The sequence below is a fragment of the Psychrobacter sp. Marseille-P5312 genome (genome assembly GCF_900291405.1).
Lineage (GTDB): Bacteria > Pseudomonadota > Gammaproteobacteria > Pseudomonadales > Moraxellaceae > Psychrobacter > Psychrobacter celer.
In genome coordinates this window covers 2914599-2927435 of record NZ_OLML01000001.1, presented here as the reverse complement: position 1 = coordinate 2927435, position 12837 = coordinate 2914599, and the positions used below count along the sequence as shown (strand labels likewise).

The 12837-nt window shown below is 46.4% G+C and carries 13 protein-coding genes; 3 read left to right on the top strand and 10 right to left on the bottom strand.

Annotation, left to right across the window (positions count from 1 at the left end):
• Positions 1 to 485: 485 nt before the first annotated feature.
• Positions 486 to 980, top strand: coding sequence for a hypothetical protein (locus C6W44_RS12525; RefSeq protein WP_105246105.1), 495 nt, complete (start codon positions 486 to 488; stop codon positions 978 to 980).
• A gap of 267 nt (positions 981 to 1247) precedes the next feature.
• On the top strand, positions 1248 to 4241 hold the full coding sequence (locus tag C6W44_RS12520) for a LysM peptidoglycan-binding domain-containing protein (RefSeq protein ID WP_105246103.1): 2994 nt from the start codon (positions 1248 to 1250) through the stop codon (positions 4239 to 4241).
• Between the two features lie 76 nt (positions 4242 to 4317).
• Here C6W44_RS12520 and C6W44_RS12515 read toward each other — a convergent pair whose 3' ends face one another.
• Positions 4318 to 5526 (bottom strand): transglycosylase SLT domain-containing protein, encoded by a 1209-nt coding sequence (locus C6W44_RS12515; protein WP_105246101.1) that lies wholly within the window; start codon positions 5524 to 5526, stop codon positions 4318 to 4320.
• Positions 5527 to 6509: 983 nt separating this feature from the next.
• Positions 6510 to 7340, bottom strand: a complete 831-nt coding sequence (locus C6W44_RS12510) for a Nif3-like dinuclear metal center hexameric protein (protein ID WP_105246099.1) — start codon at positions 7338 to 7340, stop codon at positions 6510 to 6512.
• 337 nt (positions 7341 to 7677) lie between these two features.
• Between C6W44_RS12510 and C6W44_RS12505 the strand changes: the two genes are divergently transcribed.
• The gene (locus tag C6W44_RS12505; protein ID WP_105246097.1) at positions 7678 to 8982 is read left to right on the top strand and encodes a S1C family serine protease; all 1305 of its coding nucleotides are present in this window, start codon (positions 7678 to 7680) and stop codon (positions 8980 to 8982) included.
• 91 nt (positions 8983 to 9073) lie between these two features.
• On the opposite strand, the gene yfaE is transcribed toward C6W44_RS12505, so the two are convergent.
• The 8 genes from yfaE to C6W44_RS12470 all read right to left on the bottom strand — a co-directional run bounded on the left by yfaE (position 9074) and on the right by C6W44_RS12470 (position 12763).
• A complete protein-coding gene (yfaE, locus tag C6W44_RS12500) occupies positions 9074 to 9340 on the bottom strand; it encodes a class I ribonucleotide reductase maintenance protein YfaE (RefSeq protein ID WP_105246095.1) in 267 nt (88 codons plus the stop codon).
• A gap of 101 nt (positions 9341 to 9441) precedes the next feature.
• Entirely contained in the window at positions 9442 to 10575 is a 1134-nt protein-coding gene (gene nrdB, locus C6W44_RS12495) for a class Ia ribonucleoside-diphosphate reductase subunit beta (RefSeq protein ID WP_105246093.1), read from the bottom strand.
• A 52-nt stretch (positions 10576 to 10627) separates the two neighbouring features.
• Positions 10628 to 11005: a hypothetical protein gene (locus C6W44_RS12490; protein WP_227526441.1), complete on the bottom strand. Its 378-nt coding sequence runs from the start codon at positions 11003 to 11005 to the stop codon at positions 10628 to 10630.
• Positions 11006 to 11069: 64 nt separating this feature from the next.
• Positions 11070 to 11357, bottom strand: a complete 288-nt coding sequence (locus C6W44_RS12485) for a type II toxin-antitoxin system RelE family toxin (RefSeq protein WP_105246091.1) — start codon at positions 11355 to 11357, stop codon at positions 11070 to 11072.
• Positions 11347 to 11598, bottom strand: coding sequence for a type II toxin-antitoxin system Phd/YefM family antitoxin (locus tag C6W44_RS12480; RefSeq protein ID WP_105246089.1), 252 nt, complete (start codon positions 11596 to 11598; stop codon positions 11347 to 11349). The genes C6W44_RS12485 and C6W44_RS12480 overlap by 11 nt, the downstream gene beginning before the upstream one ends.
• Positions 11599 to 11678: 80 nt before the next feature.
• The gene (locus C6W44_RS13440; protein ID WP_158676727.1) at positions 11679 to 11879 is read right to left on the bottom strand and encodes a hypothetical protein; all 201 of its coding nucleotides are present in this window, start codon (positions 11877 to 11879) and stop codon (positions 11679 to 11681) included.
• Positions 11880 to 12067: 188 nt separating this feature from the next.
• Complete coding sequence (locus C6W44_RS13745; RefSeq protein WP_105246086.1) at positions 12068 to 12349, bottom strand: right-handed parallel beta-helix repeat-containing protein; 282 nt, start codon at positions 12347 to 12349, stop codon at positions 12068 to 12070.
• Positions 12350 to 12763 carry a hypothetical protein gene (locus tag C6W44_RS12470; protein WP_105246083.1) on the bottom strand — a complete coding sequence of 138 codons (414 nt, stop codon included), beginning with the start codon at positions 12761 to 12763 and terminating at the stop codon, positions 12350 to 12352.
• Between the last annotated feature and the right edge of the window lie 74 nt (positions 12764 to 12837).

Sequence of the window (12837 nt, the reverse complement as noted above, 5' to 3'; positions counted from 1 at the left end):
AAATGAGAAATAGCGCGTGACAATGAAGCAGAAAGAAAACGTCAAACCTATCTAATAGTCAATATTGGCTAGGTTTGAGTAAGATTTTTGGAACGGTTAGTTTGAAATAAGAATCTTAGATGCAAGGTGTGAATTGCAAGGCGGTAGCCACCTCTAAGATTTGCGGTCGGGCTTGACCGTCTAGTTGTAGGAATCCCCTCACTTTAGGGAGGGGAGGAAGTCAAAGATGTTCGCAATAATTACACAGGGTGTCACATGGCTGTGAGAATTGAATGATAGTCTCACACTATGATACGAGTCTGCCGTGATTGGACTAAAAGAATTACCAAAATGGCTCGTAAAGTCAATATTAAGGCGTCAATACCTATACTCAGTATAGGTGGCCTATTTAGTCAAACGATAAATGCGCTTGTGGTCTCTACATCAATACATAGATAAATAGAAAATGTATGACCATAACGCCGATAATATCGCTAAGGATTATCATGAAACGAGTATGGGGAAACGGGCTTTTGGCTCTGATGATAAAAATTACCAGTGTGGCTGCTATCGTTGCTGCTGCAAGCACCATCACGATCAATGCGCAGGCGGCGACCATGACCGAAGCGCTAGTAAAAAACTACGCCGCTGCCATGAAGTCATCAGCGAACAGCCAGAACATCAACCAAGTTGCACGTTTGGTCTCTGATGATGCGCTGATTTCTTTATCTAGAAAAGGAAAATCAACCAGTCTGGACAAAGAAGCTTATCTAAAACTGCTGCAAAACAGCTGGAACGACACCTCCAATTATCGCTACGATATCTCTGTCGATAACATCGTCATCACAGGCGGACAGGCCAAAGCCAATGTGATCACCAATGAAAGCTGGGTAAAAGATGGTCAGCAGGTCTCGTTTGTCACCACCTCGCGGGTGACCTTGACGCTCTCGACGGGCAATGCTGTCTTATTGCGTGCGGTCTCACAAGTGACTATTAATTAAGAGTATTTCATTAAAAGTATCTGATTAAGAGTAGCTAATTAAGACCATTAATAAAATGGTGAATAAATACAGCTCATCCATGATATATAACCATTCCTTATAAGGTTTTGTTTATATATATGCTTATATTCATAAAAGTCACAAAAAAGAGCGACCGTAACTTTTGCTTAAGGTCTTTACATCAGACCGGTCTTTGCTTTACATTGCAGACTATACTATCAAGCAACTTATCTCATTACTTCTTGTCGTTAGGAAACCTCCAATATCATGTCTACTGTGCTCTCAAACTCTCGCTCATTTATTGCGTTACCATTGACGCTTGCGGTATCGACGTTACTCATCAGTGCTTGTAGCAATACCTCGCCGGTAAAAAACAAAGGCGCGACCAATACCTCGGCGACGGTTACCAAGCGTGCTGGTAAGCAAGCAGCAAAAACTGCCACCACGGATTACTCTACCGCTTATCTTGATGCTGAAAGCTTAGACGAGTTAGCGGATTTGTTAGAAGCGACAGACATGACCATGGTAGAAGGCAACAAACTTGCCATTCAGCAATACGGTGATTTGTGGAATCGTTTGCGTGCCGGCTACCGTATGAACGGCGGACAGCCAATTTATAACCAGCGTATCGAAGCACAAAAAAGCTGGTTTACCAGTCGACAAGAGTATCTAAACCGTTTGACTGCGCGTGCCAGTCGTTATATTTATCACACAGTGCGAGAAGCAGAGCGCCGTAATATCCCGACCGAGCTGGCGCTATTGCCTGTGATCGAAAGCTCTTATGACCCAAGTGGGACCAGTAGTGCCGCAGCAGCTGGCTTATGGCAGTTTATTCCTAGTACGGGCCGTATTTATGGGTTAAATCAAAGCAGCACTTATGATGGTCGCCGTGACGTCATTGAGTCGACGCGCGCTGCCTATGACTTTCTGACCGCATTGCACAACCAGTTTGGCAGTTGGGAGCTGGCGTTAGCCGCTTATAATGCAGGGCCCGGTCGTGTGCAAAAAGCCATCGATGCTAATGCGGCTCGTGGTCTGCCCACGGATTACTGGTCACTTAGACTGCCCACCGAAACCATGAACTACGTGCCGCGCTTTTTAGCAGTGGCCGAAATCGTTGCCAAGCCTGAGCAGTACGGTGTCTATCTACCAGCTATCGCCAACCGTCAGCATTTTCGCAGTGTGCCTGTCAATTATGGTGTCAGTTTATCGGAAGTATCACAAATCACAGGCGTCAGTTATGATGAGCTCGAAAGACTCAATACCGCGCTCACCTCAGGGCGTGTCGATGCCTCAGGCCCACAGCGGGTGATTATCCCTAATGATGTGAGCCTCAACCTAGACGCCAAGCTCAGCTCGCTGCGTGGTAATGGCATGGGTAATGTGTTGACTGCCAGTAATAACAGCACCACCACTAGCAGCTCAAGCTCATCAAGCTATAACAGTAAGCCTTATACCAGTTCTGCTTTGCCATCTACTGGCAGCGCATTGGCAGACTATGCCGCTAGCGCCAGTGTGCCGCAGCAGACGACGAGCTATATCTCGCCTACAACGACACAGACGAGCAGCTCGGTCTATAGCAACACCGCCGCTGTACATACTGAGCCGCCGTTGACCACCGCCGAGACCAATAAAATCAATGCTGAGCTAAAAAGCAGCAACAGCCTACCGACCACGTCTGCAAAAATCACTCAAAACAATACCATCGTTCAAGAGCCGCCTTTGAGCAAAGAAGAACGTGATTTTATTGCCAAGCAGATACGCAGTAGCACGCCTGAGACCAATGTCATCAACGCCGATGGCAACATCAACTTATCGGCGGTGCAGACGCAGCAGTCTATCTTGGAGGCGACAGGCGATGAAAAAAAACTGAGCTTTGCAAAAACGCCAGTCAGCAAGCCAAAGCCACAAGGCACACGTAGTACCTATACGGTAAAACGTGGTGATACACTGTCCAATATTGCCAGTCGAGCTGGCGTGAGCTGGCGCGATATCGCCGAATGGAACCAAATAGATGCCAGCGCCAAGTTGCTGTCTGGCAGCACCTTGTATCTATACAATGCCAAGCCCATTGAGCCTCTGAGCAGTGCGAGCAGCACAGCGGCCAACCAGCCAGAAAGCTATGTGGTACAAGCGGGTGATACGCTGATCGGTACGGCCAACCGTTTTGGTCTATCGGTCACGCAGTTGGCCAGTTACAACAACCTAAGTAGTCGCGCGGATTTACTCAGAGGTCAAAAGCTATGGCTGGTACCTGGCAAAGTGAAAGCACCTGCTACAACACCAGCGGCGCCCTCTACCAGATCAAAAAAATCAAGCACTGCAACCAAAAACTACAAGGTCAAACCGGGTGATGGTCTGATCGCTTTAGCGCGTCAGTTCAACGTGCCAACCGCTACTTTGGCCAGTCTCAACGGTCTTAACAGCACAGACTCTCTATATGTCGGGCAAACCTTAAAAGTACCTGCCAGCGCGGACATAGACGCGGCCTCTCGTACTAGCAGCAGTAGAGCGCAGAGTCGTGCAAGCTCAGTGGCAACCACCAGTTATAAGGTAAAATCAGGTGAGACTTTAATTGGTATTGCCAACAGTATCGGCGTCAGTCCAGCAGAGCTGGCAGCGGTAAACAGTAACTTTGATGCCAAAGCTCGCCTGCAACGTGGTCAAACGATTAAAGTGCCTGCGCCCAAAGATATCGTCGATCGTCAGCTAAATGATAAAGCGGTCAGTTATAAGGTCAAATCCGGTGATACCCTAACGGGCGTGGCAAGACGTTACAATATCGGTCTGAGTGACTTGGCTGCCGCCAATAACCTAAAGACCAACTCAAACTTGATACTAGGCCGTACCATTACGATTCCTGCTAGCGGTAGCCCAGTGGGCTCTCGTGCCAGCAGCCAAAGCAGCAATGCGACGAGCAATACCTCAACCAGTACAGTCAGCAGTGGCAAAAAGCTGGGCAATACCGAAAACTACAAGGTCAAGTCAGGCGATGGCTTGATTGCGCTTGCTAGAGAGTTTGGTGTATCGGTAGAAGATCTGGCGGCGACCAATGATTTGGCAACCAATGCTCAACTGCAACGCGGACAGACGCTAAAAGTACCAAAAGCAACCGTCAGCTATACCGTAGGCTCAGGAGATAGTCTCATCGGGCTGGCGCGTAAATACGGAGTGTCGACCCAAGAGTTGGCAGATATGAATAATATCGCAGCCGACACCATGCTACAGCGTGGTCAGCGTTTGACGGTACCCAATCGTTAATAGCGTATATAGTCATCACACAAAAAAGCGGCTCTTATCATAAGAGCCGCTTTTGCGTTTTTTGAGTGTCATGTCATTAGACAGTTTGCGTCTTAATGGTTTCAAGATAGCTTCTGATATTGCTGACATAGTGCATCGCTTGACCATAGCGGCTGTTAGAAGCTCTGTGTTCTGCGAGATAGGCATAGACGTTGGCCCAGCTCTTATCATCGATGCCTTGCGCGCGCAGTTTACGCTGAATGCTTTTGACCGCATTTGGACCCATATTGTACCCTGCTAGTGCAAACCAAATTCGATCAGACTTTGGCACATCAGAGAACTCATCTTTCATTTGTTCTAAATAACGCGCGCCGCCGCCGATGCTTTGATACGGGTCCACACGGTCTGATACGCCCATCGCTTTGGCGGTATTGTTGGTAAGCATCATCAGGCCGCGTACGCCGGTGGGCGAGACCGCATTGGCATCCAGATGTGACTCTTGATAGCCCATCGCAACCAACAGCTCCCAATCATGATTGTAGTTACGTGCTTGCTCCTCAAAAGACGACTGATAATCAGGCAGCCTCTCTGTCAGTGTTTTTTTAAAGTGATCTTGACTATAAGCGTCTTTTAGTAGGGTTTGATTATAAAACGCGGCCAGCTTTTGGGTGTTTTTTAGCTTAATACTATCGCATAAAAAATAACTGGCTTTTTGTGACAATGGATCATCAGGGGCATTAAACGACCAACTGACCTTTGGATGTAGGCCGTTTTTGGTCAAACTGGCATCATAGCCGCAGCTGACGTTGATGGATGACAAATTTAGCTGGCTTTTTAGTTGAGTACTGGCGGTAGTCAATGCCATGTCCGCCTCACCAGATTTTAGAGCATGTAAGGCTGCTTCTTCGCTGGCGTAGGCTTTTAGGTCGATATCGACACCGAGCTCGTCAGCATAAGTACGTACCAAGTCAAACCCAAAACCATGCTGAAACCCATCGGTCGCAAAATACGTGCTATTTCCTGGGACAGCAGCGACGGTCAGGGTATTGTCTAGCATGACATGGTCATAGGCCGGTACGCTTGCCTGCATCGTCGTTAGGCTCTCAGCAGGTAGCGAGAGCAGGGCGATACTAGACACTTGCGCCAGTTTTTTGGTCTTGGCAAACCGATTTGAAGTAGTAGGGGTAACGGATGAAACGATGTTACTTTTGGTGTTTGGTAGGCGCTTAGATGGACGCAGCAGATAAGAAATACGGCGTTTGGCCCCTTGCGCTGATACTTTCACACGATAAGTAATACGCTGCATGGATGTCTCCTGATTTTAGCCATCCTACTTACCGTAAATGCTCGCTTGTGTATGCCAATAGCACATATACCGAGGTTGCATTTCAACTAAGGGACACGGTTAAACAACTGTCATGTGCGCTCAGTTTGTTTATTAAAAAGTCGTGCCGCGTATGAGTTTTCTATAAACACGTGCAGCGCTGTCACAGCCAAGTATCTATTGTCAAAAAAAGCTTATCAAAAAAGCCATGCCTGCAAAAAACAGACGCAAAAATCCCAGAAGGCGATAAATCAGATGATTTCTTCATCGACAATAGATAAGACTGAACGTAACGACTCCCTAACAAACACAGGTAAGGTCATGATTAAATTATTGAAACAAACACGTAGATACCCGTATCAAAGCGGCGCCAAACCATGCGTCTCAATGATAAGGTCAATGCACTACGCTAATATCAGCAGCGGCTTACTCTCTATATCGTTTAGGGTAGAGTAAACCGCCGATCATATTTGCTGTTCAGCGATACAGGGTTATTCGTTCTTATCCAGTCATAACGCCGACTGACAAAAAACATCAAACCACCATCGCAACACCAAGATAATAAGCCGTGCGTAAATCTCGCAAAACTTAAGTCTCGTAAAACTCAATTCATAGATAAATAATAACGCTAAATGGCTGTCCATTATCTATTTGTTATCTATCTTGGTGCCATAACCGGAAGCTGTAATAATGGGAAGTTTCATGACAAAACGTTCTTTGTTACAGGTAGTAATATGCGGTTACTGGTTTTATTATTCAAGTAGAGTTAAGAAATTAGCGATAAAACTTAACAATTTGCTTATAAACGGTCAAATTTGGCTGTGTTATGGGATAGAAAGCCAAAAAATGACTAAGTTTTATCGTTAGATAACCGTCAAATAACCATCACTGACGTATCGAATTTTCAATATCGTAAACCAAGAGTATTGGTGTTAAGCTTTACTTGTGCTGGGTTGATGCTGACTCTAAGCGGGGTTATCGATATCGATAAAACGCACAGACAGACCAAATTGTTGAGCGACGATGTCTCCGAGGGCTTGAATCCCTGCGCGCTCTGTCGCGTGATGGCCACATGCAAAATAATCAATCCCAAGCTCACGGGCGCTATGGGTCGTGCGCTCTGATATCTCGCCTGAGATATAAGCATCACAGCCCATGGCTGCGGCTTGCTCGATCATATCTTGCGCGCCGCCAGTACAGATGCCGATACGTTTTAACAGTTTTGGGGCTGCTGTATCTGCGGCTTCATCTGCTAAATACTGATAATGACCTGAGATATGTAGCGGTATGCGTCCTAGAGCTTGCGTGATGGTCTGAGTTAGGCTTTCGGCGCTTTGCGGCGGGCACGTGGCAATATTGCCGACGGGATGCGACTCATGAGGGTATAGCGCCTCTGTGATGGTCAGCCCTAATATCTCGGCGAGCTTAGCATTATTACCGATTTTTGGATGAGCATCGAGCGGTAAGTGATAGCCAATCAGCGAGATTCCGTGTTGCATCAATTTACGAATACGCTGGCCTTTCATGCCAGTGATGGTCATCGGTTCGCCTTTCCAAAAATACCCATGATGGACCATAATCGCATCGGCGTCCTCGGCGATGGCAGCATCGATGAGTGCCTCGCAAGCCGTCACCCCAGTCACGATGCGTCTGATAGGCCGGCCGCCATCGACTTGTAGGCCATTTGGCGCATAGTCTTTAAATGCGCTGGCAGACAGATAGTCATCACAAAACTCAGTCAGCGCTTGGGCAGTAATCGTCATATCGGCAGAGGGCGGGGTATCGTGAGCGGTCATGGTGGTTCCTTGTCGTTATTTGCGTTATTTGATTGGCCAGTGAGGCAAATAATCTGCATTTTAGCATGACAGTGCCAAAGAGTAGATAAGGCCAATAACTGAAATGGTACACGATGCGTTACTATTCGGTAGAATGGGCAGTTATAATTTGCCTATGGTGGGTCAGCTTTAGAACTGACGATACACCGGGCTACTTGAGCGATAGCGTTTTGCTGCTGATATTTGCTATGCTATTGCTCATAGTAGGCCAGTAGTAACTGGCCTGCGATTTGTCCCTGTCTTATTTATCATTGTTTTTTTTATTGTTTGTGTGCATCAAAATTATAGAGGTTTTTATATGTCGCCATCCCCGAACACCAATAACAAGGCGTCTGTGTTAAAGTGGCTTCCTTGGATCTTATTGCTGCTAGTATTGGCAGCGTTTATCTGGTTGTTCATGAGTACGAAAACGACATCAGAGGCGACATGGGAGCCACCGAGGACGCCACCTGCTGAGCAGCAAGCATCGGCTCCTGTCGCTGATACGCCTGCACCAATCTCCTCTTATCATAATGCCGTCGCCCGCGCGTCACAGTCGGTCGTCAATATCTATACCACGCAGACCATGGCCGAGCATCCATACATGAATGACCCTGTCTTGCGCCGTTTTTTTGAGTTTCACGGCGGGCCATCGCAGGATCAAGGCTCTACCAACTTAGGCTCTGGGGTGATTGTCTCAGAAGACGGCTATATCGTGACCAACGCCCATGTCATCGAAAAAGCCGATGAAATCACCGTCGCGTTTAATGACGGGCGTAAGAGCCGCGCCAAGATCATCGGTACCGATCCTGATAGTGATTTGGCGGTGATTAAAGTCGATATGACTGGACTGACGCCGCTTGGTTTTCGCGAGGATCCTATCCGCGTCGGCGATTTGGCCTTGGCCATTGGCAACCCGTTCGGTGTCGGCCAAACGGTAACGCAAGGGATTATCTCCGCCACTGGGCGTACTGGTCTTGGGGTCAATAAGTTTGAGGACTTTATTCAGACTGATGCGGCGATCAACCCTGGTAACTCAGGCGGTGCGCTTGTCGATGCGCATGGAGAGCTGGTCGGTATCAATACTGTGATATTCTCCCGCTCTGGCGGCTCGATGGGCATCGGCTTTGCTATTCCGACCGCCCTTGTCGAGCAGGTGATGAATGCCTTAATCAAAGATGGTAAGGTCAGTCGTGGCTGGCTGGGTATCGAGATTCAGTCACAGCTACGTGACCCAACGCAGCTTGAGACCTCAACGGGCGTGGAAGTGCTAAACGTCATCGAAGGCAGTCCTGCTGCTAAGAGTGGCCTACGAGTGGGCGATATTATCTTGACCATCGATGGTGTCGAGATGACCGATGCCAATACCTTGATTCAGTATGTGGCCCGTAAGCCGCCCAATACTGAGCTCAATGCCCAGATACTACGCCAAGGCAAAAACGCGCAGGTAAAAATCGTATTAGAGGAGCGTCCGGTACAAGAGCCAACCCCGCGTCCCGTCATCATTCATGACGAAACGCTTGGCGGTTCCGGTCAGCCATACTTACCAGATGAAGAGGTACCGATGATGTCAGAGGCAGAGCGTGATCGTATGCGTGAGGAGCTACTTAAGCTGTTTGAGTAGGGTATAGAGGTCGGTAACTGCCACAAAAAAGCGCGCTGCCTTTTGAGGTAGCGCGCTTTTTTGTGGCTTTTGGTTTTAAAGTGAGCCGTCTTTATTTAATCACGGGCTCATGATTGATATGAATGACCCCTTGTACACGACAGCAGCAAGGTAGGATCTCATCCTCATCTATCATCGCCAGCGGCTCAAATGGATAGTCGACGCTGTGTGAGCTTGAGATACGCTTGACGCGGCAGCTACCGCAGTAGCCTTCGCGGCACTGATAGCTGATATCGTGCCCTGTGCGTAGCAGGCCATCGAGTAGGCTTTCATCATCATGCAGATAAAACCGTTTTTTACTGGTCACTACCCACGTCATTGCCCAAGCTCCTGATGGTCATTTTATTGGTGTTTTTTGCCTTGATGATAGCGCGCCTGTATGACAGCGATATGTCATCGACGCGCTAATAACATCTAAAATTACAGCTCAAAGTCATCAAAGTCGCTGTCTGATAGATCAGAGTCGATCTGACCGACCAAGTATGAGCTAATCTCTGTCTCTTGCGGTGCCACTTGTACGTTGTCAGACGACAGCCACGTATTAATCCATGGTATAGGGTTGGATTTTGAATTTGGGAACGCCGCTGGCAAGCCGACCGCTTCCATGCGCAGGTTGGTGATGTATTCGATATACTGACAAAGAATGTCTTTGTTTAGACCGATCATCGAGCCATCTTTAAACAGATAACCTGCCCATTGTTTTTCTTGCTCGGCAGCCTTCCGGAAAATCTCGATACTTTCCTCATAACAGGCTTCAGCAATCTCGACCATCTCAGGATCGTCGCGACCATTACGCATCAGATTGATCATGTGCTGAGTACCCGTCAAATGCAGCGCCTCATCACGCGCGATCAGTTTGATGATCTTAGCGTTGCCTTCCATCAATTTGCGCTCAGCAAAGGCAAACGAGCAGGCAAATGACACATAAAAACGAATCGCCTCAAGCACGTTGACCGCCATGATGCATAGATAGAGCTGCTTTTTTAATGAGCGCAAATCAACACTGATCTCTTCGCCATTGACCTTATGCGTACCGGCACCGTATAGGCTATACAGCTGCGAGTTACGATACAGCTCATCATAGTAGCCTGCGATGTCAGAGGCGCGCTCTAGGATATGCTCGTTTTGCATGATGTCATCAAAGATAACGCCCGGATCATTAACGATATTACGAATGATATGCGTGTAGCTGCGCGAGTGAATGGTTTCGGAGAATGACCACGTCTCGATCCAAGTCTCCAGCTCAGGGATAGACACCAGCGGGAGTAGCACCACGTTTGGGCTGCGGCCTTGGATAGAGTCGAGTAGGGTCTGATACTTGAGGTTGCTCAAAAATATATGCTGCTCGTGTGAGGAGAGGTTGTTAAAGTCGATACGGTCGCGTGACACATCGACTTCCTCTGGACGCCAAAAAAACGACAGCTGTTTTTCGATCAATTGCTCAAAGATTGGGTGTTTTTGCTGGTCATAACGCGCCACGTTGACTGGCTGACCAAAAAACATCGGCTCTGTCAGCGCATTGTTTGGCGTTTGAGAAAAAATCGAGTACGTCATTGTTCTACCTTTATCAGTAATACGGTTGTTGGTTTATATGGAGTTGATTGTTTTATAAGTTTTCTAGCGATATTTGTTCTGGGGTTTGTCCGTCATTCATATAGGCTTTGAGTATCTCGCTTAGCTCTGCATCATCTAGGGCATCTAGCTCGTCGATTGCGCTTTTGCGTCGGGTACTTATGCCGTCGTCGTCGGTGCTTTTGGGCGGTTTTTGCTCAGCCTTTTTATTGGCTCTTTTGGCAGGTTTTTTGGGCGTTTTGGTCTCGATTGTGCCGGCGTGCTCGCTTAGCTGCTGTCGTACCTCGGCGATGTCAACGTCTATTTGTACGATATGCGAGCTACCATCGTTTAGGTCAGAAAACACGTTTGGGATAAAAAGCCCACCGTCTTTGATGATTGCGGTATATTGCACGTCTATGACCTCCGTCATTTTTATTCTTTATGTGTTGCGATTATAGCGGTAAAGTTAAAGGGTTTTTTTGATTATACTTAAGCTATGGCTGGCGTACTGAAAGGTTTTCATACACCTTGTTGTTTTCTCTTTTGCCGACAGCCAGCACATAGACCACCACAACGTCATCTTTGACGCTATATACCAAACGATAGCCTACAGTACGCAATTTGATTTTATAGGTATCTGGATGCCCTGAGAGTTTTGACGCAGGTACTCGTGGGTTTGATAATCGCTGCTGCAGCTTTTTTTTAAACTGCTGCTGAATACTGGGCGCTAGCTTTTTCCATTCTTTTAATGCTAAAGGATGAAACTCAAGACTATAAGTCATCGAGCGTAACCTTTATCGGTGTCTGCCCGTCATTCATGCGAGCATTAGCGGTTTGGCTAAGTGCCATATCGTCCATCGCTTCCATCATACGCTCGTACATGTCTGTGGAAACTAAGTAAGCCACGGGTTTATTGTGGTTTAAAATAGCCACAGATTCACCATCCGACTGTTTAATGAGTGCTGAAGGGTTGGTCTTAAGCTCTGAGATACTGGCTGTCTGTGTCGCAAATATCGGTTGCATGATTTATTCTCCCGCTAAAATTATGGCTCTAAATACAGGTCTAATTTTAGCACGAAAATTAGGTCTTATTTGTCACTGTGTTAAATTAAATATTTGAGGTAGCCAATCCCGCCTACCGCTTGTATCTGCTTTGCCGCTGGCGTGCAGTCTATTGTGTCTGACCGCATTCCTGTTGTCTCGATACTACGTTCAGCCACAGACTGCATCGCCATCGTCGTCAGCAGGATACCGCTATAGTCGCGGCTAAGGAGCCTTGTTAGGGCGGCTTTCTTTCTTCTCAACGACTCTTCTGTTTGGGCGCACCCTACAACTTTCTATGCTTTAGAGTAGGTTGGTGTCGAGGCACGAGACCTAACAAAGACTCAAACCGTTGGGTTTCCTTCGTGAACCCAACCTACGTGCTATAAATAACTGGTGAAGATAGCTGCATTTATATGCAACCTACGTTTCCTTCTGCCATGCTCAAGCATCAAGCATGTATCATATAATACTTAATTAAACTTGTTAGTTTAGTGAGTTTGAATCTATTGTTAGATTTTGAATTTTTAACTAATGGTTGATCTATAGTTACATCGTTGAGCTTAGAATCCCAACAGTTATTTAAGCCTATACCTTTTTCACAGTTAACTACGTTTGCTGTATCTATTTTTAAGTTATGTGTGTTAGTAGCTTGTATAGCAGTTCCTAACCCTTCAAATGTGCAGTTAATAATGGAGTTATTACTTCCCCCTTGTATAAGGATTCCGATCATTTAACCTCCTGATAACAAGGTGTTTATGAAAAACATATATGGGGTTAATTGCACTGTTAATTCATTTTTAATGGTAATCCAATTACTTAACTGTGAGGAAATTTTAGTCAGAGTACTCTCGCTAACATTAGTTTCTTCGTTTAGACGAGTTAAGTCAGATAATGCACTAAGGATATCGTCCTGAAACTTATTACCTGTTTCTGAATTTATAGAATCATCTTGAATGTTAGCAATATCATTCTGCATCTTCTTGAGTTTTTCTATTGAACTTCCTAAGAAAATTTGAGTATCTTCAAATTCATTATCAGAAGAGTTGTTTATGATGATACCTCTACTATCATCGCCATTGACGTTAATTGAAGTTCTATTAAATTTATTATTTCCGCCGCCAATTATTTCTATACCTATAGACATAACTATTTCCTAATTTTCTAAAAGGTAATAGTAACGTGAATTTGGCTTTATCATATCCACGCTACTTATAATTC